Here is a 24,649-nt window from a genome sequence, read left to right as displayed (position 1 = left end):
AAGCAGACTTGCATCGTTGAGGCGCGGCTGGGAAGGAGGAACTTATTATGAAAGCAATAAGACACCGTACAGGACTACGTACGGCGTTTTATCTGTTTACGCTAGTTGTGCTGATTTATGTATTCGTATTTATGGGAACCCCGTACATTGTATATCAGCCGGGCAGTGCATCGGAGGTCGCTCCGATGATCAAGGTAGAGAACGGTGACGAAGACGAAAAGGGAACGTTTATGATGACAACCGTGTCGGCCAGTTATGCGAATGTAGCGCTTTTGGTCGCCTCTGCTTTTAATTCCAACTCGGAAGTGGTTGCCAAGGAGACCAGGCTAGGAGATAAATCTGAAGAGGAATATGCTGCCGTGCAGGTGTTTAATATGGATAGTTCTCAGTCTTATGCTGTCCAGGCAGCCTATCACGCGGCAGGTATTCCCTTTGAGAATAAACCGGATTATTTATTTGTTTATTCAGTTCCGGAGGAGGGTAACCGGATTCAATTCCAGCCGGGAGACCGGATTCTTACCGTTGCCGGACAAGGCATTCCCGATGCAGAAGCACTGACTAAGCTGCTGGCAGGCCGTAAAATTGGAGACACAGTTGCCATCACCTTAAAGCGTGGCAGCAAAGAGCTTCAAGAGGATGTGAAGCTCATCGAAATCAAGGATGCGGAGTCGGGAGCAAGCAGGCCGGGCCTTGGAGTGATTATAGCCGCCGTGCAGAAGGTGGAGGCTAAGGAAGCAGGCAAGGAAGTCAGTTTCGTTGCGACAAATGTTGGCGGACCGTCCGCTGGCTTAATGTTCACTATGGAGATCTACAGTCAGCTTACACCCGGTGATTTGACCAAAGGATATAGGGTTGCTGGTACGGGAACAATTGATCCCGAAGGTAAAGTAGGACCCATTGGCGGAGTTAAACATAAAATAGTGGCAGCGGATCATGAGAAAGCGGAGATATTCTTCGTGCCTATCGACAATTACCTGGAGGCTAAGACCAAAGCGGATCAAATAGGAACCGCGATTAAGCTGGTTCCAGTATCCACTTTGCAGGAAGCTCTAGATTATATGGAAGGTCTACCGGTTAAACCCTGATTGGAGGCTCAAGATAATCCCTGTATAGATCCTTGCGGCCCGGGTTTTTGAATGCACCCGCATGAGCTGCAGAAGCCTGAATGTCACGTTCTAACTGGGAATGCGAACATAGCGAGGGGCGTATAACAACAGGCAGAGAAGCAGAGGTCTTCATCTTCTTTAGCAGGCTTCTACCATTCTCGCTGAACCCAAGAACCCGGATATAACCTGGTCCTTGTCCAAGTCGAGAAGGCGTGAACTCATTACCGGGATGATTAAGCAGCAGATGGATTAGTAAGCGCTGCAGCCGGGTACGGGTATACCTCTTGCTCTTGAGCGCTTCCAGCAAAAGAGACGCGCTGAACTCCTCTAGTTCGGGCATGAGCCGCAGCATCCGGTTCTCCAGTCCTTCACTCATATCGTGAAGACCCCGCAATTCCGGAGCAGTATGAGTTAGTAGCAAGTGCCGGAGCTGGTGATTAAAGCTTTCTAGGCTAATCGGACCTTTTCCGGCTGCATATTCCCGTTCCAGGATTCTCATGCTGTAGTCTGGCATAAATGCGGAAGGGTCACCTTTGGAGTCCAGCAGCCCGCGAATGGCGGTAGCGCTGGCAATAGCAGAACCCTCCTGCACAGGATCATGGAATCCCGCACCCCTGCGGGGAACGGTTAGAGGCAGGATACAGCTTGATATCCGGCGCAAGGCTATGAGATAATGCAAGCCCAGACTATTGTTGGGCTGGCGCAGCAGTTCTCCGGCAGTGCTTGCCTGCTCCGCATCAGTCATACCACTCCAGGCCGCAGCTGCTGCTGCACTGTACGCGGCCGGGAAGTTTTCGCCCAGTGCCAGTCTGCGACGGATTTCCTCCTGCAGCTCGCTGCTCTCATCTGCGAGGTACTCCGCCAGTGGCTTCAGCATCTCCAGGGTGCCAGCTTCAGAGCCGAAGCACAGGCTGTCCACGACGCCAGTGGCTTCAAGCAGCGATACGGCACCGAATGCGAACCATTCAGCAGGCTGTACGGCATAGGCTACAGGGAGTTCGATCACTACATCGGCTCCCATGCATAAAGCCATTTCCGTGCGTGCGAATTTGCTTAAAACCGCAGGTTCTCCGCGCTGTGTGAACGGTCCGCTCATCACAACAACGGAGTGCTCTGCTCCGGAGAGCTGCTTGGATTGATTGAAATGGTGGACATGCCCGTTATGTAAAGGGTTATATTCTGCAATGATTCCAACTGTGCTCACAGCGGATTCGCTCCTTTGTGCTGGAAATAGAGGATTTCCAAACTTTATTAATAGTTATATCATAAATGTCTCTCTTTTTAGAAACAATATAAAGGGAAAAAGGTTGACAAAGCTTAGTAATAATAGGTATAATAAATTTTGTTTGTTTGGAGTGATAGTAATGGAAGTACACTTTCGCAAAATAGCAAATGCTGATGAGCCTCTATTTATTCATCATACGATGGATTTTAGTGAGCTTGTCAAAGGGCGTAAGGATATTCTGACTGCAACACCATTCACAGTGGACCTTAAAGCGCTGCCCGCGGACACCGATAGTGTGAAAGTGGTGGGGAAATTGGATGGGGATGTGAGCATGTTATGCGCACGTTGCCTGAATGAGGTCAGCAGTCATCTGAACATTCCTTTTGCCGAAACCTTCAAGTGGCTTAAGCAGCCACATCTTCCAGAAGAAGAGGATGAGGAACTCATTTACATCAAGGATGAGAGTGTGGATCTTGTCCCGTATGTGGAAGAAACCTTCGTACTGCACTTGCCGGAAGCGGTATTGTGCAAGGCAGACTGTCTTGGTCTTTGTCAGAAATGCGGACAAAATTTGAACGAAGGCACCTGCAGTTGCGACAACACAGTGATCGATCCTCGACTCGCTGGGTTGAAAAACTTTTTTAAATGATTCATGAATGAGAACAAGCTCCTGCAGTTATGCAGGTTAAATCGAATTAGGAGGTGGAACACATGGCAGTACCTCAACGTAGAACGTCCAAGACCCGCCGTGACAAACGTCGCACTCACTTTAAGCTGGTTGTGCCGGGCATGGTAAAATGTGAACAATGCGGAGAAATGAAGCTTGCTCACCACGTATGCAAAGTTTGCGGAACTTACAAAGCAAGAGAGATCATCAAACAATAATTCTTCAAATAAAAGTAGTACTTCATCTGCCGGTGAGGTACTATTTTTTTTGTCTGCTTTATAATTAACTGGCGTTGCGTGTCAATACTTTATTTTTATCACGGCATGCTTTATACTACATATTAGTACCTGGTTCTAAAAATATAAGACTTCTTCATACGTGAAAAAAACAGCGGCCACGACGGCCGGTAATTGCATGCAGCATGGCCTGGAGGTGAGCCGCTATCGAGCGGGTGTCCAAAAAAGAACGTCAGCAGCATCTGCTTCAGTTAATTGCCGGGAATCCGTTTGTTACGGACAGGGAATTGACCCGTCAGCTTAAAGTCAGCATCCAGACAATCCGGTTGGACCGTATGGAGCTTGGTATTCCGGAGCTGCGGGAGCGAATGAAACAGATGGCCGAGCATTCCTATGATCAGGTTCGCTCGCTGCCTGCAGATGAGGTAGTGGGTGATATCGTTGATTTGCAGCTCGACAAGAGCGGGATATCGATATTTGAAATTCGTGAAGAACATGTTTTTTCCAGAAACGGTATTGCCAGGGGACACTATGTGTTCGCTCAATCTAATTCGCTTGCGGTTGCTGTGATAGATGCGGAAATAGCCTTGACTGCTTCTGCCGACATTCGTTTTGTGCGCATGGTCCGCCTGGGAGAGAAATGTATTTCCAAAGCCTATGTCCGTTCACTTGCAGGAAGAAACGGAAAAGCGGAAGTCGATGTGTTTACATATGTCGGGGAAGAAATGGTGTTTCAGGGTCATTTCATCATCTACCGGTCTGCAATAGAAGAAGAAAGCGAAGGAGGAGAACGCAGTGTTGATCGCCATTGATGCCATGGGTGGGGACAATGCTCCTGAATGTAACGTTGAAGGAGCTTTAGCCGCAGCCGCGGAATGGAAAGATACGCAGATTGTGCTCGTCGGTGACGAAGCCAAACTTGCGCCGCTGCTTACAAATAAGCCGTCTAATGTAACGGTACGGCACGCAGGTGAAGTTATCGGCTCGGATGAAGAACCCGTTAAAGCGGTTCGCCGCAAAAAGGATTCATCTATGGTTGTCGCCGGACGGATGGTGCGCGAAGGTGAAGCCGATGCGATGATCTCATCCGGCAATACGGGTGCACTGATGACAACAGGCCTCTTAGTTGTTGGTAGGATGGCAGGTATTGAACGGCCTGCACTAGCACCAATGATTCCAACGCTGGATGATGTAGGTGTACTTGCACTTGATCTTGGCGCCAATATGGATGCAAAAGCGCAGCACTTGGCACAATATGCCTTGATGGGCAGCATATACCGAAGTAAGGTTCATGGAATTGAGAGACCCCGTGTTGGACTGTTAAATGTCGGCACCGAGCCAGGCAAGGGTAATGAACTGACCAAAGAAGCATATCCGCTTCTTGAAGCATTGGAAGGTATTCATTTTGTTGGCAACGTTGAAGCGCGCGATGTACTATTAGGAAGCTGTGACGTACTGGTATGTGACGGCTTTGCCGGTAACATACTGCTCAAAACTCTTGAGGGTACAGCGGGAGCGATATTCTCTCTGCTGAAAGAACAACTCTCCAGCTCGCTGAAAGCGAAGCTGGGTGCTGCCATGATAATGCCTCAGCTCAGAGGGCTGAAGGGCAAGATGGATTATAAAGAGCATGGCGGTGCGCCGCTGCTCGGACTTAGCGGACTGGTAGTGAAGGGACATGGCTCTTCAGATGCCAATGCAGTCAAGAACGCAGTCAGACAGGCAAGGATCGCGCTTCAAGCCGATCTGGTAGCAAGTATATCCAAGGAAATTAGCGGGAAGTGAGTGACGAAATGAAACAATTACGGCCAGTTGGAATCATCGGCACAGGGAAATACGTTCCAGAACGAATTTTAACCAATGCGGATCTGGAGAAAATCGTAGATACAAACGATGAATGGATCGTGTCCCGGACAGGCATCCGGGAGCGCCATATCGCGGCTCCACACGAAGCGACCTCTGATCTTGCCTATGAGGCTGCGATCAAGGCATTGGAATCCGCAGGCATGAAAGCGGAAGACCTCGATCTCATTATCATTGCTACAGTTACACCGGACAGTGCGTTTCCTTCTACAGCCTGCCTGCTGCAGGATAAATTGGGAGCAAAAGGAGCGGCAGCTTTTGACTTGTCTGCTGCATGTTCGGGGTTTGTGTATGGTTTGGCAACGGCTACAGGCTTCATTCAGAATGGCATGTATAATAACGCACTTGTTATTGGTGCGGATACTTTGTCCCGCATTACGGATTATACGGACCGCAACACCTGTGTGCTCTTTGGTGACGGTGCGGGCGCAGTTATTGTCGGTGAAGTACCGGAAGGCCGTGGTTTCCAGTCCTTTGATCTCGGAGCTGAAGGTTCCGGCGGGCATCTGCTGAAGCTGGAAGCCGGAGGTTCGAGACTTCCTGCATCCTTGGAGACTGTAGAAGCTAAGAAGCATTTCATGTACATGAACGGCCGCGAAGTATTTAAGTTCGCAGTACGGATTATGGGCAGTGCAACCGAAAGAGTTCTGACAAAAGCCGGTATGGGCAAAGAGGACATCGATTTATTCGTTCCGCATCAAGCGAATATCCGTATCATTCAATCTGCAATGCAACGTCTGGATCTGCCACCTGAGAAATGTGTTATTAATGTGGATAGATATGCCAACACTTCAGCAGCCTCCATACCGCTTGCGCTCGTTGAAGCAGCTGAAGAAGGCCGGATGAAGGAAGGCGATACAGTGATGATGGTCGGCTTCGGCGGCGGTCTCACATGGGGAGCTTCGGTATTAATCTGGTAGAATCCATTGAATGGCGGCATGTGCCGCTTGGGGAAGGAGATTTAAGCATGGGTAAAATAGCATTCGTCTTTCCCGGGCAGGGAGCTCAAGCCGTCGGCATGGGCAAGGATATTTATGATGCTGTTCCACAGAGCCGTGCAGTGTTCGAGAAGGGCGATGAAGTTTTAGGGTTTCCGTTAAGTAAGTTGGTTTTTGAAGGACCGGACAGCGAACTGAAGCAGACGGTAAATACACAGCCTGCACTGTTGACAGCAAGTACTGCCTATCTGAAGGCGATCGAAGATAAAGGTATTAAGCCGGATTATGTAGCCGGACACAGTTTGGGTGAGTATAGCGCACTGGTGGCTGCAGGTGTCCTTTCCTATGAGGATGCAGTATCACTGGTTCGCTTGCGCGGACGGTTTATGGAAGAAGCGGTACCAGGTGGATCCGGAGCTATGGCTGCGGTACTAGGTGCGGAGCGTGAAGCGCTGGCAGAACTTTGCAGCAGCATTTCGGCGGCCGGGACCCCGGTTGAACTCGCCAATGTCAATTGCCCGGGACAGATCGTGGTCTCAGGTTCTCAGGCTGGTGTGAACAGCGTCGTTGAGCGGGTAAAAGAAGCCGGCGGTAAACGGGCGATCCCACTTGAAGTGAGCGGGCCCTTCCATTCTTCTATGATGAAGGAAGCGGCAGAGCGCCTGGCTTCTGAACTGCAGAACGTAACGTTCCATACGCCGTCAGTACCTGTTGTTGTTAATGTTACAGCTCAACCGGTTACGGATGCTGAAGAGATTCGTGAACTGCTTGTGCGTCAGGTCTATTCACCGGTCCTGTGGCAGGATACCATTGAATGGTTGATTGCAAGTGGAGTAGATACCTTTGTTGAGATCGGTTCAGGAAGCGTTCTGGCAGGATTGATTCGTAAAATTGACAAAACAGTCAAGGTAATCAACATTAACAGTCTGGAAAGCGTACAGACAGCATTGTAAAATTGCCGTTCGCAGCTTTTCATACAGGTGGATTAACGAAAGGGGGCTGAAGCATGTTTTCAGCATTGCGGGGCCAGACGGCCCTTGTCACCGGCGCTTCGCGCGGCATAGGACGCAGTATTGCCTTGGAACTGGCTAAGCATGGGGTCAAAGTCGCTGTTAACTATTCAGGTAGTGAAGCAGCAGCTCAAGAGACTGTCGCAAGAATTGTGGAGCTTGGTTCTGAGGGGATTGCTATCCGCGGTAATGTAGGTAACAGTGAAGAGGCGGAGAATCTGGTTAAAGAGACATTGAATGCTTGGGGCCGGATAGATATTCTGGTTAATAATGCCGGAATTACCCGCGACAATCTCATTATGCGGATGAAAGAGGAAGAATTCGATCAAGTTATCGAAACGAACCTGAAAGGCGTATTTAACTGTCTCAAAGCAGTTACTCGCCCGATGATGAAGCAGCGGTACGGACGGATTATTAATATTTCCTCTGTTGTTGGTGTAACCGGTAACCCGGGTCAAGCCAACTACTCTGCCGCTAAGGCGGGGATATTCGGTCTAACGAAATCGGCAGCACGCGAGCTTTCCTCACGGGGTATTACCGTCAATTGTATCGCTCCGGGGTTTATCGATACTGATATGACGCGTGAGTTATCTGAGGAAGTGCGCGGCAGCCTGATCCAAGGGATTCCGCTTGCCCGTCTGGGGCGGCCTGAGGATATTGCCATGTCCACTGTGTTCCTGGCATCCGAAGGTGCTGCGTACATGACCGGCCAGACACTACACGTGGATGGCGGCATGTATATGTAAGCATGGAAATGTAAGAAAACGGGATTACATATGGGCATATCCAGCCCGAGAAAGCGATTTTGGCGTTCTATGGTATTTTTACCCCATATCTCGTATAATACCAAAGGAGGAGGTGAACCGGATGTCCGATGTATTGGAGCGTGTAACGCGAATTGTCATCGACCGCTTAGGAGCCGATGAAGCAGAGGTAACACTCGAAGCGTCTTTCAAAGATGATTTAGGTGCTGATTCTCTTGATGTAGTAGAATTGGTTATGGAATTGGAAGATGAATTCGATATGGAAATCTCTGATGAAGATGCAGAGAAGATTACGACCGTGGGTGACGTTGTGAAGTACGTACAATCTCATACCTAGAGTCTAAGATTACAAAGTCCCGCACCTGCTTTTCGCGGGACTTTCTCCTCATTTTTACAGTGAATTCAAGATACACCTAGGGTGCGCTAAGCGCATCTTTATTGAAATACAAGAAAGTATAAGTCACACATTGTACTTTCTTCTTGTATTTCTCCGAGAAATGGATTCCGCCCTTGTAAGGACGGACCAACCGTTTCTTCTTAGGAATATAACAGAACCGCTGCCTTATTCATTAGAGCAGTGACTGAAGTATATATAAGTAATCGAACGCTAGACAGCTTGATGAACTTTAAAGACCATTGGATGAGGTGAATGTATTTGAGTCATAGAGTGGTTGTTACCGGTATGGGTGTGGTGACCTCGCTGGGCAAAGATTTGGACACGTTCTGGGACAACCTAATGAGCGGCAAATCCGGCGTATCCCATGTTGATGCTTTTGATGTAAGCGAATATACAACACAAATAGCAGCTTCTATTAAAGATTTCGATGCGGAAGAGCGGTTTGGCCGCAAAGAAGCCCGCAAGATGGACCGTTTTGTTCAATTTGCCGTAGCTGCCGGTGAAGAAGCGCTGAAGGACAGCGGACTTACAATTGGTGAAGACATTGATGCGGACAGAATCGGCGTATCCGTCGGCTCCGGTATCGGTGGTCTGGGCACTTGGGAAGATAACCATAATGTTCTCCTTGAAAAAGGACCGAAACGGGTTAGCCCGTTCTTTATTCCTATGATGATTGCGAATATGGGTTCAGGTCAGTTATCTATTAATCTCGGAGCTAAGGGCCCGAATACGACAACGGTGACAGCCTGTGCGACAGGAAGCCATTCCATTGGCGAATCCTTCCGGCTGATCCAGCGCGGAGACGCGGATGCAATGATCTGCGGCGGTTCCGAAGCAACGATCCGTCCGACGGGCATGGCAGGTTTCTGTGCAATGAGAGCAATGTCGACACGCAACGATGAACCTGAGAAGGCCAGCCGTCCGTTTGATGTTGACCGTGATGGTTTTGTCATGGGTGAGGGTGCAGGAATTCTGATTCTGGAATCCCTGGAGCATGCTGAGAAACGCGGGGCGAAGATCTATGCTGAAGTTATTGGCTACGGACTCAGTGCTGATGCGCATCACATGACCGAACCTGATCCGGAAGGAGCGGCGCGCTGCATGAAGATGGCGATTCGTGATGCCGGTATTAATCCGGAAGAGATTGACTATATCAATGCACACGGTACTTCTACGCCTGTAGGTGACAGATCGGAGACGTCTGCCATCAAGAAGGCTTTGGGTGAGCATGCCTATAAGGTAGCTATCAGCTCCACAAAATCCATGACTGGCCATCTGCTTGGAGCAGCTGGAGGCGTGGAAGCCATCATTTGCGGACTTTCTCTGCAAAAGGGTATGATCGCACCAACGATCAACTTGGAGAATCAGGATCCGGAATGTGATTTGGACTATGTGCCTAACGTTCCCCGCAAAGCGGATATGACTATTGCGATGTCGAATTCATTCGGCTTTGGAGGACATAACGCAACTGTTATTTTGAAAAAATACAACCAGTAAGGAGACCGTGCTATGAATGGAGATCTGAAGCAACTTCAAGTTAAACTTCATATCCAATTTCACGATCTGCTGCTGCTCAAGCAAGCCTTTACCCATGCATCCTATGTGAACGAACACCGTTTCAACCAGCATCAGGATAACGAACGCCTGGAGTTTTTAGGTGACGCGGTTCTGGAGCTGACGGTTTCCGAATATTTGTACAACCTGCTTCCGGACAGGCCGGAAGGGGAGCTTACCAAGCTTAGAGCCGCTATTGTATGCGAGCCCTCTCTGGTCAAGTTCGCCGAGGCACTGGGCTTTGGACAGTATGTGCTGCTGGGCAAAGGGGAAGAATTGACGGGCGGGCGTACCCGCCCTGCCTTGCTTGCTGATGTGTTCGAGGCTTTCGTGGGAGCGCTTTATCTGGATCAGGGACTGGAAGCAGCACGCGGATTTCTGAACCGTCATGTGTTTCCGCTTGTGGAGACAGACGGTAAACTGCAGATGCAGATGAGTGATTTCAAGACGGAGCTGCAGGAACTGATTCAGCATCACAGCATGGGAACGCTTGAATACCGGATTATTGAAGAGCGGGGACCCGCGCATGAGCGTGAATTTGTCTCAGAAGTATACATGGCAAACCGCTCGCTTGGTCGGGGAACCGGCCGTTCCAAGAAGGAAGCGGAACAGCATGCGGCAGCAGCTGCTTTGTTGAAGATAAGGCAGGATGGAGCCTGAATCATACAGAGTGCCACGGACAGGCTGAAAGTGCATGAATGAAGAGCAACAATGGTCAAGGTGCCGGCAAAGGGCGGAATCTTGACCGCTGCTGCTCTTTTTTAAAAAACAAGGACGTATAAGCTTCTTCTTAATGTAGAAAGATCGGCATTTAGTAGTATGCCAAGGGTGCCGGACGCTATGGTATAATGTGGTCAGAGGTGAGTGACAAGGTATGTTTTTGAAGAGGATTGAACTAGCTGGCTTTAAATCTTTTGCCGATAAAACGGAAATGGAATTTGTACGCGGTATTACGGCTGTAGTAGGGCCAAATGGAAGCGGCAAAAGTAATATTTCCGACGGCATACGCTGGGTTCTTGGTGAACAAAGCGCGAAATCGCTGCGGGGCGGCAAGATGGAGGATATTATTTTTGCCGGCAGTGATGCACGCAAGGCCGTGAACTACGGTGAGGTCTCGCTGACGCTGGATAATACAGACCACGCTCTTCCGCTTGATTTCAGTGAAGTGACCGTTACCCGTCGGGTGCACCGCAGCGGAGACAGTGAATACTTAATCAACAAGCAATCCTGCCGCCTGAAGGATATTACCGAGCTGTTCATGGATACGGGTATCGGGCGTGAAGCTTATTCCATTATTGGACAAGGGCGGATCGAAGAAATATTGAGTACCCGTTCTGAGGACCGGCGGGGAATATTTGAAGAGGCCTCGGGAATCGTCAAATATAAATCTCGCAAAAGAGATGCCAGCCGCAAACTTGATGAGACAGAGCAGAATTTGCTGCGTATTCATGATCTCATCACCGAACTGGAAGATCAGGTAGGGCCTCTCAAGGAGCAGTCTGAGAAGGCCGTCCGTTACAAAGAGCTGAGAGAGCAACTGAAGCAGCTGGAGATCTCGGTATATGTACATCAGATTGAAGGTATCCATACCGCCTGGCAGACCGGAAATGCACAGCTTGAGACGCTGAAGCAAGAGCAGTTGCAGCTTTCTACGATCGTATCGGCGCATGACGCCAAGCTGGAGACTGGACGACTGGCGTTACGGCAGCTTGAGGAGCAGATCGAGCTACAGCAGGAAGAATTACTTCGTTACAGTGAGTCTTATGAGAAAAGTGAAGGTTACGGCGAGGTGCTTAAAGAGCGGCGTCGAAACTTAGAGAATAATCGCGAGCAGTTATTGCAGACTTTGGGGTCTGTAGGAGAGAAATCTGCAGACCGGCAGCGTGAGTTGGCTGCTTTGGAATTAAAGCTGGAACAGTCGAGACAGTCACTTGCGGAACTGCAGGTGAAGCTGGCAGAGGAAGAGAACCGTCTGATCGGGGTAGCTGACGGCATCAGTCAAAGCCGCGAAGAGACACTCAAGAGTGCACTGCTGGAGCTGATGAATCTGATGGCTCAGGCCCGTAACGAAATTCGTTATGCAGACCAGCAGAAGGAAACTCTTGAGCGTCGGATGCTGCGCAGTGAAGAAGAAGGCGACAAATGGACGGTTAAGCAAGAGGAGTTGCTGACAGCCCAAAAGCAGTTAAAGGATAAAATTGCAATCCTGGGCCAGGAACTTAACGATCTGCGTAACAGTTATATTACAGAGAGTGGTCAATCCGGCACACGGCAGAAGCTGCTGGAGGAAACTCAGTCATCGCTGCGCAAGTGGGAACAAAAGCGGGAAGCACAAGTATCCCGGCAAGAGACCATGAAAGAAATGCAGGATGACTTTGACGGTTTCATTCTTGGTGTTAAGGAAGTCCTGAAGGGTGCCCGTAAAGGCCAGTTGAATGGAGTTCATGGGGCCGTTGCTGAGCTGATTGCTGTGCCGGAAAAGTTAGAAATGGCAGTAGAGACCGCGCTTGGCGCGGCGCTTCAGCATGTCGTTATGGAGAATGAGTCTGTCTCCCGTCAAGCCATTGCCTTTCTGAAGCAGCGTCAGCTGGGTCGAGCTACGTTCTTGCCTTTAGACGTTATTCGTCCGCGGCAAATCAGCGGCAGTGACCGTGGAATGGTTGAGGGTGCTGAGGGCTTTGTGGGCATTGGATCTGAACTGGTGAGCTGTGATGATAAATATTCAGGTATCGTAGGAAGCCTCCTGGGCAATGTTGTTATTGCAGAGACACTGGAACAAGCGAACCGGATTGCCGCAAGATGCCAATACCGTTACCGAGTAGTGACACTGGAAGGTGATGTCGTCAACGCTGGTGGTTCGATGACGGGGGGCAGCCAGCACAAGAAGAACAATAGCCTGCTCAGCCGTAAGCGTCAACTGGACCAGTTGGTTACTGAGATTACAGAAAGTGAGTCGCAGATCGCTAAGCTGAAGCAAGGTATTGCCAAGCTGCGGGAAGAGCAGGAGAATTCCGTGGTACGACTGGAAGATCTGCGGCGCGGCGGAGACGAGAAACGTCTGGAAGAGCAACGCATGGTTGGCGATCTGAAACAACTGGATCAGGAACTTCGTCATGTGATGGAGCAAGTTGAAAGTACGGGCCTTGCCAAAAGCGGTTTTGAGAGCGAGATGCTGAATCTCGAAGAGTTACGGGCCAAGGCTGTTGCAGAGCTCGAACGTCTTGAAGGCGAAGAGAAGAAGGCGCATGAAGATATACGTAATGCCGAATCTGCCCGTAAAGCCAGCGAATCCGAGAAGGAGGAGCTGCAGGGCATGCTTACCGGTATGAAAGTAGCGGAAGGCAAACTGGACCAGGAGATCTTCTCGATCGAAGAGCAACTGCGCCGCATGCGCCAGGATGTGGGCTCCCAGGATAAGGAGCTTCGCCAGAACCGCAGCCTGTTAAATACAATTGAACAGGATTTAGCCACAAATGCTATTGAAGCGGTGAAACAGCAGGAGGACCTCAATAGCTATAAGCTGAAAAAAGAGGGTACGGCTGGAGCGCTCGATTTCGCACGTGCAGAACGGACAGCCCTTTCGCGGAAGCTGGAACTGGAAGAAGGCGAAACCAAAGACCAGCGCCAAGCGCTAAGAGGTGTTGAAGATAAGCTGCGCAGTACTGAGGTGTCCGTAGGACGACTGGATGTAGAGCTTGATAACATCCTCCGCAAGCTTAGCGATGATTATGAATTAAGCTATGAGTTGGCTAAGCAGCGTTATCCTGTACCCGAAGATGTACCTGCAGCGCAGATTGAGGTACAGCGCTTGAAACGGGGCATAAGTTCGCTTGGCGAGGTGAATTTGGGTGCGATTGAGGAGTATCAGCGTGTGCATGAACGCTTTACGTTCCTCAGCGGACAAAAGGATGACCTCGTGGAGGCCAAAACTACGCTGTATCACGTGATCCGTGAAATGGAAGAGGAAATGTCCAAGCGCTTTAAGATTACGTTTGATGCCATCCGCCGTGAGTTCGGGACGGTGTTCTCGAAGCTGTTCGGCGGGGGAAGAGCAGATCTTATGCTATTGGATCCTGATAATATGCTGGATACCGGTATCGATATTGTCGCTCAGCCTCCAGGTAAAAAGCTGCAGAACCTGCAGTTGCTCTCCGGTGGGGAACGTGCACTTACAGCGATGGCGCTTCTGTTCGCTATTTTGCAGGTGAAGCCGGTACCATTCTGTGTACTGGATGAGGTTGAGGCTGCGCTGGATGAAGCAAACGTAGTCCGGTTTGCGCAGTATCTTCGTGAGTTCTCGGAACAGACACAGTTTATCGTGGTTACGCACCGTAAAGGTACGATGGAAGAAGCAGATGTGCTTTACGGAGTAACTATGGAGGAAGGCGGAGTATCCAAGCTTGTCTCTGTCCGTCTGGAGGATGAAGTGGCGGAGATCGCCTAAAGTGTTGTGAACAATGATTTATTGGAGCGGAGGAAATATATGAGTTTTTTCAAGAAATTAAAAGAGAGCATTTCCGGCAAAACGGAAAGTGTGACGAAACAGTTCCGCGACGGCCTGGAGAAGACACGTAAAGGGTTCGTCGAAAAAGTATCAGATCTCATAACCCGCCGCAAAAAGATTGATGAGGAATTCTATGAAGAGCTTGAAGAAATCCTGATTGGCGCAGATGTCGGTGTAAATACGGTAATGACCCTGGTTGATAATTTGCGCAGCGAAGTAAAAAAACAACGGATTGAAGAAGCGAGCGAATTGCAGCCGATTCTGTCCCGGATGCTGATGGAGCTGCTGCGCGGAGATGATGATAACTCTCTTCGGGATAACCCTGACGGAATCACGGTTATCCTGTTTGTAGGTGTTAATGGTGTCGGCAAGACAACAACCATCGGAAAGTTGGCTCACCGTTACAAACAGGAAGGAAAGAAAGTCCTTCTTGCCGCAGGAGATACCTTCCGCGCTGGTGCTATCGAGCAGCTTGAAGTATGGGGAGAGCGGGCGGGTGTTGATGTAATCAAGCAACAGTCGGGCTCCGACCCGGCTGCCGTGATGTATGATGCAGTGCAGGCAGCTAAACAGCGGAATGTTGACGTACTGATCTGTGATACAGCCGGACGCCTCCAGAATAAAAACAACCTGATGGAAGAGTTAAATAAGATTTTCCGTGTTATTCAGCGGGAAATTCCAAGTGCGCCACATGAGGTGCTGATGGTGCTTGATGCAACAACCGGGCAGAATGCACTTAGCCAGGCTAAACTCTTTGGTGAAAAAAGCGGTGTAACCGGACTCGTACTGACTAAGCTGGATGGAACAGCAAAAGGCGGTATCGTAGTGGCGATCCGTCAGGAATTAAATCTACCCGTGAAGCTCGTCGGACTTGGCGAGAAGATGGAAGATCTTCAGCCTTTTGATTCACAGCAATTCGTACATGCCTTGTTCTCCGGACTCATAGATGAAGAGTCTGCTGAGGAAGAAGAGTAGTAGAAATACCGTTAAACCCAGTCGAACACTACTATTTGTGTTGTTGACTGGGTTTTTGTTTTATTTTCATCATATGAAAAATTCATAACAGTAATGCTTGTCAGTACTCTTGCATACAATTGATATGTAATTCATACATTCTAGCGGCATGGACACTTCACTAGGAGAGAGGAAGCGGTTGCAAGGGACGACCCATTTTCAGGGCTTTCTTTTTGTTGTTATATATATTGACATGAATGAGCGTGCTTACGTATGATGAAGGGGTAAACTGAAAAAAAGTTAGATATTTTAGATATTAGCAGTCTCTCTTGTTAACAAACATAACATTAAATCGAAAGGAGTCGGGCTCATGTCTAAATTGGATCCTCTGCCCGGTCTATCCTCATATCCGCTTCATAACTATTATGATGAAATGTTTGCTGATGAACGGAGTGTTAGACCTCATTATAAGCATGTAAACCGCATGTTTACCGGAATGAGTCCCGAAGAGCTGCAAGGGAAGCAACGATTGATGCAGCGCCGGATGATGGAAGAAGGTATTACCTTTACCCTGTATAACCCTGCTCAGGATCAACCTATGGAACGCACAATTCCCTTTGATATGATTCCAAGGATTATACCAAAAGGGGAATGGGAGAGGCTAGAAGCAGGTATTGTTCAACGAATAACCGCACTTAATTTGTTTATTCACGACATTTACCACGAACAGTATATTGTCAAGGATGGGATAGTGCCCCGCCGGATGATTATATCGAATTGCTATTTCCGTCCGGAAATGACGGGACTACGGGTTCCAGGCGGATCGTATATAACGACCTCAGGCATTGATCTCATTCGTCACCATGACGGGGAATATTACGTACTGGAGGATAATCTGCGTACTCCCTCTGGATTCTCTTATTTGTTCAAAGGTCGCACTCTGATGAATCAGTTATTCCCCGAGATCTCTTTTGCCAACTCCATTAGGGATGTGGATCACAGTTTGAATCGCTTCCTGTCTGTTCTGCGCAGCTTATCTCCTTCCCGGAAGCCCAATCCGGTTATTGCTCTGCTAACACCTGGTGAATATAACTCTGCTTACTATGAGCATGCATTCCTTGCGCAGCAGATGGGAATTCATCTCGTAGAAGGTCGTGATTTGGTAGCCATCGACCATAAGATATATTTGAAGGAGATGAAGGGGCTTCGGCAGGTGGACGTGCTTTACCGCCGGCTGGACGATGATTATATTGATCCATTGGCATTTCAACCGGATTCTCTGCTTGGTGTTGCAGGACTAATGAATGCATACCGGGCAGGTAATATTGCGATAGCCAATGCACCAGGAACAGGAGTAGCGGATGACAAAGCAATGTATGTATATGTCCCGGACATGATCCGTTATTATCTGAAGGAAGAGCCTATTCTTGCAAATGTGCCCACGTATCTGTTGGAACGAGCAGAGGAACGACAGCATGTACTGGACCATTTGCCTGAAATGGTGGTAAAGGAAACTTCGCTGTCCGGTGGTTACGGTATGCTTATTGGTTCTGAGGCGACCAAAGAGGAGTTGGATAACTTCCGTTTAAAAATCCTTGCCGAACCCAGCAGGTACATTGCCCAGCCTATCATGTCATTATCGAGAGCACCCATTCTTTCAGGTGGTGCTTTAACCCCCCGTCATATTGACCTCCGTGCGTTCGTCCTCATGGGTGCAGACCGCAAGCCACATGTTATCCCGGGCGGTTTGACGCGTGTAGCCATGCGTGAAGGATCACTTGTCGTGAATTCTTCACAAGGCGGAGGTGTCAAGGATACCTGGGTGATGAGTTAGTTATCAGAATGCAAAAGTAAGATGAGGGTGCAATGTGAGGTATCATTTTGAAGGATAAGGGTGGGGTGGACGATGCTGAATCGCAATGCGGAGGCTTTGTTCTGGATCGGACGATATATTGAGAGGGCTGAGAATCATGCCCGTCTAATTGATGTGCATTATCATATCCAGCAGGAACAGGATTTTCAGGAAGAAGGCAACAAATGGTCAAGATTAATTGATGCACTTGGTGTAAGAAATGAATATCTGCAGCAGTTTGAGAATTTTTGTGAGAGCGATGTACTATCTTTTATTACACTCGACCTTGGGAATTCCAATTCCATATTTTCTTGTGTACACCAAGCCCGGAACAACCTCCGTACTCTTCGTCAGCAATTGCCGAGCGAGCTCTGGGATATTGCGAACAGCTTCAATCTGTGGCTAGGCGAGTGCTCGGTAGCCGATATCATGCGGGGTCCGCATGGATTCTACCGTCAAATTAAGGAGCGGGCAGCAATGTTCCTTGGAGCGGAACAATCCGTAATGCTGCGAGGCAACGAATGGCGTTTTATCGAAAGCGGCCGATATCTGGAGCGTGCAGAGAATACAACTCGGATCCTGCAAGCCGTGACGAATTCATGTGAAGACAAGGACTATCAAGGGATATATATCCAGCTGCAGGCGGTGCTGAAATCGGTTAGCGGTTATCAAGCCTTCCGCCATTTTCATGCGGATGCTTTTTCACCAGAACGGATTCTCGAATTTCTGATCGCAAACCCATCCTTTCCGCGTTCGGTTCGCTTCTCGTTCCATAAGCTGGAAGAACATCTGGCTAAGCTGGAGCTTGAGACTTCGGAAAAGGGCTCGGGGCATGAAAAAGTGATTCGTCAGGCCGGTAAAATCAAGGCAGAGCTTGATTATATGGAACTGGAGGATATGGCGGGTGATGCGGTGGAAGACGTACTCACATCCTTAAAGAACTCCTGTTTACGTCTCGGCAAAACGATGGAAGGCGCTTTTTTTCGGCGAGAAGGGATTAAGGTATGAAGATCCAAATCAATCATACAACAACCTACAACTACCCGGAGCCCGTTACGGACAGTGTCAATGAAATCCGGCTTACCCCGAGAACCAATTACCGGCAGTCCTGCTATCATCATGAGGTGGAAATCTATCCTCCGGCGAATCTGCTGACCTATGAGGATTTCTTCGGGAATCGGGTTCATGCGTATACTGTTAATAAACCACACACGGAAATGGTTATACATACCAAAGCCACTGTGGTTACACTGGACAAAGAACAGGGTGCAGATCTGCCCCGGCTTTCCCTAGAAGAGCAGATAAAGCTGCTGAATGATGAGAAGTTCCAGAACCGGTACATCGAATTTATCCTTCCAACCCGCTATACTGAGGTTACGCTAGAATTGGTGGAGTTTGCGTCGCAGCATCCTTTTGATGAAGCTGAGGATATGTACGAATGGGCGAAAAGGCTGTCATCTACGATTTATGAACAGTTTACGTATGACCCGGAAGCCACGAGTGTGAACACGACGGTAAAAAAAGCGCTTAAGCTCAAACGCGGAGTATGCCAGGATTATGCGCACCTGATGATTGCTGTCTGTCGTAGTGTGGGCCTGCCATCGAGATACGTTAGCGGGTATCATTTTGTCGGTGATCTGCAAGGCGGAAACGCCGATTTCGAGCAAGCCTCCCATGCATGGGTAGAGACACATATTCCAGGTACCGGCTGGCTCGGATTTGACCCGACCAACAATATGGAAGTGAACTGGCGTTACATAAAACTTGGACATGGCCGGGATTATAAGGATATTGTTCCTGTAAAAGGTGTATACCGGGGTGTCGCAGGTAATTTGACCGTCAAGGTGGATGTCCGGAAGCTGGAACAATAATTCAAGACTATAAAACTCTCTGATCTTAGGATCAGGGAGTTTTATTTGTATGAGACACAGATTTCGATCCTGTAACGAGAGTATAGACGTTCTTCTTAGTACGTGGATAGGGGGGTATATTTTACACAAAATGATTAAAACTAAGGATCTTTGGGGTAATCTTGAAACAGAGACTTAAAGTTAAGGCTTGTATGAAAGGAGTGACACGGGCATGAACCCAAACATATCCAAGAAACAGCGATTTATCGGTAAAACGGCCATAATTACAGGTGCGGGCTCCGGAATCGGCAGAGCAACAGCCATACAGCTGGCACGAGAGGGTGCTAATGTCGCTTTGTTTGACCTGGTCGATGAAAGAACCTTCCCGCTTGAACAGAAGCTGAATAAGCTGAGAAAGGATTGTGCCCTTGCACTGGATGTAGACACTTCAGATGAGAAACGAATGGAGGAGGCAGTCCGCAAGACGGTCGAGCATTTCGGAAGTCTAGACATCGTGTTCGCAAATGCCGGGATCAATGGTGCGGTAGGTCCGATCGAAGAGCTCAGCCTCAGTGACTGGCAGCATACGCTGTCGGTGAATCTGACGGGAACATTTTTGACACTGAAATATAGTATTCCCCACTTAAAAAATAAAGGGAAAGGCAGCATCATCATCACCAGTTCCATTAATGGGAACACGCGGTTTACGAGCTTTGGCTGGTCACCTTATAGCACGACTAAGGCCGGACAGGTCGCTTTCGCCAAAATGGCTGCACTTGAACTGGCAAAGTTCAAAATCCGTGTCAATGTGATCTGTCCGGGTGCCATTTCTACGAATATAGATGAAAGCACGGATGTCAACGAGGAAGTGGAATCGATAGTGATCCCTATTGACTTCCCGGATGGTGCGCAGCCACTTGCAGATGGACCTGGTAAACCGGAGGAAGTAGCTGAACTGGTATCTTTTCTGGCTTCGGATGAATCGATTCATATTACGGGAGCACAAATTGTGATTGACGGGGCGGAATCGTTACTCAGTTAAAGCCTGGGGTTTTTCAATTAATCCGTGTCACAGCCTTATAGGCGAGCACGGATTTTTTAGTTCTTGTTTTTAACCGAACGATTGATTATTATAGGTGAAAAGAGAAGACAACGGAAGGATGTTCATATGATGAATATACCGCATAACAAGATAAAGGCAATAATAACCGGAGCCACTGGAATGGTCGGTGAAGGGGTTCTGCACGAATGTTTAAACCATCCGGAGATTGAACAGATTCTGGTTGTTGGCAGAAAACCCAGCGGAATTAAGCATCCTAAGCTAACTGAAATTCTTCATGCGGATTTTACGGATTTGTCGTCTATTCAAGACCGGCTTACGGGCTATAACGCCTGTTTTTTTTGCATGGGGACTTCCTCAGCAGGAATGAAAGAAGCGGCTTATCATCATATGACCTATGATCTTACCATGCATGTGGCAGAGCTGCTCTCAAGTCAAAATCCCGGCATGGTGTTCTGTTATGTATCTGCGGATGGGGCTGACAGTACGGAGCAAGGCCGGTCAATGTGGGCCAGAGTGAAAGGACAGACGGAGAATGCGCTTCTGAAGCTGCCGTTCCGCAAGGTCTATCTGTTCCGTCCCGGATTTATTAAACCTACCCGCGGTCTAACCCGGACCCACAAGTTCTATTATGCGATTAACTGGCTGTATCCGGTGATCCGGCCGTTATTTCCAGGACATGTAGTTACGTTACGTGAAATTGGGCTGGCTATGATTCATAGTGTATACCGGGGGCCGGATCAGCCGATTCTCGGCAGCAGGGAGTTTGCTGATTTAGCTCGTAAAATGCCTCGAAAATAGGCAAAGATTACTTCAGATTCTGCACGACTGTACGATATTTCTCAAACCACTGATTCCACTGCTCTTTACGGGCTTTCGGGGTTCGTCCGTCCAGCAGCTCTCCGATGACATCCAGACACACATGCCATCCGGCAAGATCTCTTGGCGTATGCGGGGTGATTGTATGAAGAGTTTCAGTCAATACGAGCAGACAACCTTCGGAATCCGCAACAAGCTCAAACCGGACACGATCTTCCGCCCATGTGTATTCGAGCACGGACAGTGCCTGTAGATCGGTAATGGTCATTTGTTCGAAAATCCCGTTAGACATATCAAACGAGATGACCCCGCCAATGCGCAGTTCCTGAACCTGAAGCTCCGGGAACCAAAGTGGAAGCTTGTCATTATCCGTTAAATAAGCCCATACCTCTTCTATAGAATGTCTATAGCGGCGTTCAAACCGGGCAGCATAACCCTCTTCTGTTGCATGGATTTCAGCAATCATGGATAGTCCTCCTTCGGATAGTTGTCCATTTCTTTCACCTTAGTTTATCACAGTGTTAAATGGCGTGTTATAGAGTTAAAGTGCAAGAGATCAGTTCCTGAATATACGACACTATATGCTGCCCTTCGGGGCAGTTTTTATTTAATATCCATACCACAGAGACAATAGATTACCAAACGTAATCTCGAATTTGTTGTGCATTAGTAAACATAATGATAAAATGTCTATATATTATCGAAATGGGTGATTGATGTGCCGGACGTTAGGGAATCGGTAAGCATCTCGGAGAAATTCTGGAATGCTTCAATAGAAGAATTAAAGGCAGGTTATGTATCAGAGGTAAGAGATCATTCCGTTTATTATGTCTGCCTTGTGTGCGGCGAAGCTTACGAGAAAGGGATCATCTACCCGAAGGATGATAAGTTCTATGAAGCTGAGAAATATGCCGTGCTGCATGTGACGCATACTCATGGGACGATGTTCAATTGGCTGCTTAGTCTAGATAAGAAACTGACCGGTCTGACCGATTTGCAAAAAGGGCTGCTGACGGCTGTTCATCACGGTTTAAACGATGGAGAGGCTGCAAAAGAACTTGGAATCGGGAGTACGTCTACCGTACGGAACCACCGGTTCACACTTCGCGAGAAAGCGAAGCAAGCCCGGTTATTTCTGGCCATCATGGAGCTGATGGAGGATAAGCCGGGAACTTCTTCACCGTTTATAAGCGTCCCCCGTTCGGCCTCGATGCTGGATGAGCGTTTTGCAATCACGGAAGAGGAGAATGACGAAATTCTCAAAGCTTATTTTAAAGAAGGACCAGAGGGGCCTCTCGCTGAATTCCCGAAAAAACAGAAACGAAAGGCTGCCATTCTTCGGCATTTGCTTAAGCGGTTTGATGCCGGACGTGAATATACCGAGAAAGAGGTTAACGGGATATTGACGGAAGCTTCTGCAGACTATGTTACCCTGCGCCGCTACATGGTCGATTATGGTCTATTGGAACGCGAAGAAGATGGAAGCCGATATTGGGTCAAATTATAGAGGACTTGAACAGGCAATAATCAAAAGGAGAATACGAAATCATGGACAAAGCAAGACGCAAGGAGATATCCTACAATTATGCACATTCGCACCGGCAAATGGGAGCCTATAGGCTGCTGAATACAGTCAATGGTAAGTCTTTTGTCGGCACGGCACTGAACCTTGAAGGAGTCTGGAATAAGCATAAGTTTATGCTGGACATTAATAACCATAATAATAAAGAACTTCAGGAAGATTGGAAGAAGTATGGTGAAGCGAGCTTTCAATTCGAGATTCTGGAAGAAATTAAACCGGAGGAAGAATTCATTCAGAATCCATCTGAACAAGGGAAATACCGTAAAATGATGCCTGACCTCGAAAGTAAATGGATGGAGCAGCTCAGTCCCTATGGAGAACGCGGGTATCACAAACAGCCGCAAATTAAAGATTAGATGTAATTTCAATAGAACCAAGCAATAGGAAGGGGGAGGCCGATGTTATCATGGCTCGCAGAGCAACGTATTCAGGAGGCCATGCGGAATGGAGAATTCAAGAATTTGTCCGGGCATGGGAAACCCCTGGAGTTAGAAGATTTGTCGGGAGTGCCCGAGGATCTGCGGATGTCTTTCAAGATTATGAAAAATGCCGGCCTGCTCCCTGAGGAATTATCGCTCCGTGCAGAGTGCGTATCGCTCGAGGAACTTCTTACGGCATGCCGAACCAGTGGTGTCTCTGGTGATCGCGAGCGAAAGGAACTCCAGAAGAAGCTATCCCTGAAGAAGCTGCGCCTGCAGGAACTGCTGAGGGAGCGGGGGATTCAGGACAGCTCTATTTTCTCCGAATATGGCGAACTACTCAGAGCACGACTGGATCGTGAGGATTAATATCTAAATAGATTAGGGGCCTTTTCGTAGCCATGTCCATGGCTTGAAAGGGTCTTTTTTATTTGAATCATGAATGGTTGAGGAGTGTCTCTTGATCTTTGTGAGGCTTTCGACCATGATTACTATGAATGAATTGATCAATCAAGTTTAGTTAAACAGATACTGGAGAGAATTATATGGATAAACTTCCGATTATGCAGGTCCTGCCTGAATTAAAAAGTCTTTTAAGTACTTCACCGTCTGCCATTCTCATCGCCGAACCGGGTGCAGGTAAAACTACAGCTGCTCCGCTTGCATTTCTTAATGAATCGTGGCTGGAGGGTAAAAGCATTCTTATGCTGGAGCCGCGCAGGCTTGCGGCCCGTTCGGCGGCCGTGTACATGTCGGCATCACTTGGTGAAAGTGTGGGACAAACCGTTGGTTACCGGATGCGGATGGACAGCAAGGTAAGCAAGAACACCAGAATCGTTGTTGTCACGGAAGGTGTACTGACCCGGATGCTCCAGAGCGATCCGGCGCTTGAGAATATAGGTCTGGTAATATTTGATGAATTTCATGAACGCAGCCTGCATGCCGATCTTGGGCTGGCACTAACGCTTGAGACACAATCTGTGCTCCGTGAGGATCTGCGGGTACTAATTATGTCGGCAACGCTTGACAGAGAACGGGTATCCGCATTTTTGGGCGGTGCTCCGGTTGTGGAATGTCCCGGACGGACATACCCGGTGGATACCATTTATGCACCGGTTGCAAATAATGTGATATTGGAGAAGAACACAGCGGCTGCTGTAAGCCGTGCAATGAAGGAACAGAGCGGAGATGTGCTGGTGTTCCTTCCGGGGGAGAGAGAAATCCGCCGGACGCAGCGGGAGCTGGAAGCAGGCGGATTGCCGGAAGGCACTGTGATTCGGCCATTATATGGGCAGCTTCCTCAGGAACAGCAGAATGCTGCTGTGGCAGCGGCAGTGCCCGGAGAACGAAAAGTCGTGCTGGCTACATCCATCGCGGAGACCAGCTTGACCATACACGGTGTACGAACGGTAATTGATACCGGTCTGCGCCGCACGCAGGTCTTCTCAGCGAGAACCGGCATGCCGCGCCTAGAAACGGTTCCCGTCTCCAAGGCATCTGCGGATCAACGGCGGGGACGTGCCGGACGGACAGCGCCGGGCGTCTGCTATAGGCTCTGGAGTCAGGAAGAGCATTACCGCCTACCGGACGATCATGTGCCTGAGATCATGGAGACCGATCTGGCTCAGCTCGCTCTGGAGCTTGCGCTCTGGGGCGTGCGCGATCCCGCCGCGCTGCAGTGGCTTGACGCGCCGCCCCCTGCGCCTTACGCGCAGGGCACGGCGCTCTTGCGCCAGCTCGGCGCCTTGGATGCCAGCGGCGCCATCACCCCGCACGGCCGCAGCATGGCCGCGCTCGGGGCACACCCGCGCGCCGCGCACATGCTGCTGCGCGCGGCAGAGCTTGGCGC

At 49.0% G+C, this 24,649-nt stretch carries 24 protein-coding genes; 22 read left to right on the top strand and 2 right to left on the bottom strand.

Features of this window, described 5'->3' with window-relative positions:
- The first annotated feature begins 47 nt into the window (after positions 1-47).
- Positions 48-1,085: a SepM family pheromone-processing serine protease gene (locus tag ACAN55_RS19080; RefSeq protein WP_379136450.1), complete on the top strand. Its 1,038-nt coding sequence runs from the start codon at positions 48-50 to the stop codon at positions 1,083-1,085.
- Here ACAN55_RS19080 and ACAN55_RS19075 read toward each other — a convergent pair.
- Entirely contained in the window at positions 1,075-2,310 is a 1,236-nt protein-coding gene (locus tag ACAN55_RS19075; RefSeq protein WP_379136447.1) for a nucleotidyltransferase, read from the bottom strand. The genes ACAN55_RS19080 and ACAN55_RS19075 overlap by 11 nt on opposite strands.
- A gap of 160 nt (positions 2,311-2,470) precedes the next feature.
- On the opposite strand from ACAN55_RS19075, the gene ACAN55_RS19070 reads away from it, so the two are divergent.
- The 17 genes from ACAN55_RS19070 (at position 2,471) to ACAN55_RS18990 (ending at position 20,781) form a co-directional block, all read left to right on the top strand.
- Positions 2,471-2,980 carry a YceD family protein gene (locus ACAN55_RS19070; protein ID WP_379136444.1) on the top strand — a complete coding sequence of 170 codons (510 nt, stop codon included), beginning with the start codon at positions 2,471-2,473 and terminating at the stop codon, positions 2,978-2,980.
- Positions 2,981-3,042: 62 nt separating this feature from the next.
- A complete protein-coding gene (gene rpmF, locus ACAN55_RS19065; RefSeq protein ID WP_379136442.1) occupies positions 3,043-3,216 on the top strand; it encodes a 50S ribosomal protein L32 in 174 nt (57 codons plus the stop codon).
- 233 nt (positions 3,217-3,449) lie between these two features.
- Complete coding sequence (gene fapR, locus ACAN55_RS19060) at positions 3,450-4,046, top strand: transcription factor FapR (RefSeq protein WP_379136439.1); 597 nt, start codon at positions 3,450-3,452, stop codon at positions 4,044-4,046.
- Positions 4,030-5,019 (top strand): phosphate acyltransferase PlsX, encoded by a 990-nt coding sequence (gene plsX, locus ACAN55_RS19055; RefSeq protein ID WP_379136436.1) that lies wholly within the window; start codon positions 4,030-4,032, stop codon positions 5,017-5,019. Before fapR ends, plsX begins: the two co-directional genes overlap by 17 nt.
- 8 nt (positions 5,020-5,027) lie before the next feature.
- Positions 5,028-6,017 carry a beta-ketoacyl-ACP synthase III gene (locus tag ACAN55_RS19050; RefSeq protein ID WP_379136433.1) on the top strand — a complete coding sequence of 330 codons (990 nt, stop codon included), beginning with the start codon at positions 5,028-5,030 and terminating at the stop codon, positions 6,015-6,017.
- A gap of 47 nt (positions 6,018-6,064) precedes the next feature.
- Positions 6,065-6,988, top strand: a complete 924-nt coding sequence (gene fabD, locus ACAN55_RS19045) for an ACP S-malonyltransferase (RefSeq protein WP_379136575.1) — start codon at positions 6,065-6,067, stop codon at positions 6,986-6,988.
- Between the two features lie 53 nt (positions 6,989-7,041).
- Positions 7,042-7,791 carry a 3-oxoacyl-[acyl-carrier-protein] reductase gene (fabG, locus tag ACAN55_RS19040; RefSeq protein WP_379136430.1) on the top strand — a complete coding sequence of 250 codons (750 nt, stop codon included), beginning with the start codon at positions 7,042-7,044 and terminating at the stop codon, positions 7,789-7,791.
- A 121-nt stretch (positions 7,792-7,912) separates the two neighbouring features.
- Positions 7,913-8,146, top strand: coding sequence for an acyl carrier protein (locus ACAN55_RS19035; protein WP_379136427.1), 234 nt, complete (start codon positions 7,913-7,915; stop codon positions 8,144-8,146).
- Between the two features lie 318 nt (positions 8,147-8,464).
- Positions 8,465-9,703: a beta-ketoacyl-ACP synthase II gene (fabF, locus tag ACAN55_RS19030; protein ID WP_379136424.1), complete on the top strand. Its 1,239-nt coding sequence runs from the start codon at positions 8,465-8,467 to the stop codon at positions 9,701-9,703.
- 12 nt (positions 9,704-9,715) lie between these two features.
- The gene (gene rnc / locus ACAN55_RS19025; protein ID WP_379136422.1) at positions 9,716-10,420 is read left to right on the top strand and encodes a ribonuclease III; all 705 of its coding nucleotides are present in this window, start codon (positions 9,716-9,718) and stop codon (positions 10,418-10,420) included.
- A 214-nt stretch (positions 10,421-10,634) separates the two neighbouring features.
- On the top strand, positions 10,635-14,204 hold the full coding sequence (gene smc / locus ACAN55_RS19020) for a chromosome segregation protein SMC (protein ID WP_379136419.1): 3,570 nt from the start codon (positions 10,635-10,637) through the stop codon (positions 14,202-14,204).
- A 39-nt stretch (positions 14,205-14,243) separates the two neighbouring features.
- Entirely contained in the window at positions 14,244-15,239 is a 996-nt protein-coding gene (ftsY, locus tag ACAN55_RS19015; RefSeq protein ID WP_379136415.1) for a signal recognition particle-docking protein FtsY, read from the top strand.
- 349 nt (positions 15,240-15,588) lie between these two features.
- Complete coding sequence (locus ACAN55_RS19010) at positions 15,589-17,052, top strand: circularly permuted type 2 ATP-grasp protein (RefSeq protein WP_379136411.1); 1,464 nt, start codon at positions 15,589-15,591, stop codon at positions 17,050-17,052.
- Positions 17,053-17,124: 72 nt separating this feature from the next.
- Positions 17,125-18,078, top strand: coding sequence for an alpha-E domain-containing protein (locus ACAN55_RS19005; protein WP_379136408.1), 954 nt, complete (start codon positions 17,125-17,127; stop codon positions 18,076-18,078).
- On the top strand, positions 18,075-18,941 hold the full coding sequence (locus tag ACAN55_RS19000; RefSeq protein WP_379136405.1) for a transglutaminase family protein: 867 nt from the start codon (positions 18,075-18,077) through the stop codon (positions 18,939-18,941). Before ACAN55_RS19005 ends, ACAN55_RS19000 begins: the two co-directional genes overlap by 4 nt.
- Before the next feature lie 211 nt (positions 18,942-19,152).
- Entirely contained in the window at positions 19,153-19,962 is an 810-nt protein-coding gene (locus tag ACAN55_RS18995; protein ID WP_379136403.1) for an SDR family oxidoreductase, read from the top strand.
- A gap of 129 nt (positions 19,963-20,091) precedes the next feature.
- Positions 20,092-20,781: an NAD-dependent epimerase/dehydratase family protein gene (locus ACAN55_RS18990; protein WP_379136399.1), complete on the top strand. Its 690-nt coding sequence runs from the start codon at positions 20,092-20,094 to the stop codon at positions 20,779-20,781.
- A 7-nt stretch (positions 20,782-20,788) separates the two neighbouring features.
- Here the strand turns inward: ACAN55_RS18990 and ACAN55_RS18985 are convergent, their stop codons facing one another.
- Positions 20,789-21,265, bottom strand: a complete 477-nt coding sequence (locus ACAN55_RS18985) for an SRPBCC family protein (protein ID WP_379136397.1) — start codon at positions 21,263-21,265, stop codon at positions 20,789-20,791.
- Positions 21,266-21,517: 252 nt separating this feature from the next.
- On the opposite strand from ACAN55_RS18985, the gene ACAN55_RS18980 reads away from it, so the two are divergent.
- The 4 genes from ACAN55_RS18980 to hrpB form a co-directional block, all read left to right on the top strand.
- A complete protein-coding gene (locus ACAN55_RS18980; RefSeq protein WP_379136394.1) occupies positions 21,518-22,306 on the top strand; it encodes a DUF2087 domain-containing protein in 789 nt (262 codons plus the stop codon).
- Between the two features lie 41 nt (positions 22,307-22,347).
- Positions 22,348-22,737 (top strand): GIY-YIG nuclease family protein, encoded by a 390-nt coding sequence (locus tag ACAN55_RS18975; protein WP_379136390.1) that lies wholly within the window; start codon positions 22,348-22,350, stop codon positions 22,735-22,737.
- A 42-nt stretch (positions 22,738-22,779) separates the two neighbouring features.
- Positions 22,780-23,169, top strand: a complete 390-nt coding sequence (locus ACAN55_RS18970; RefSeq protein WP_379136387.1) for a DnaJ family domain-containing protein — start codon at positions 22,780-22,782, stop codon at positions 23,167-23,169.
- Between the two features lie 176 nt (positions 23,170-23,345).
- Positions 23,346-24,649: ATP-dependent helicase HrpB (gene hrpB, locus ACAN55_RS18965; protein ID WP_379136384.1), on the top strand; the 1,304-nt coding region annotated here is incomplete at its 3' end.

This window comes from Paenibacillus oryziterrae (assembly GCF_042610485.1).
In the GTDB taxonomy this organism is placed as follows: Bacteria; Bacillota; Bacilli; order Paenibacillales; family Paenibacillaceae; genus Paenibacillus_AQ.
Note: the sequence above shows the minus strand (reverse complement) of the source record. Positions and strands in the feature narration are given on the sequence as shown.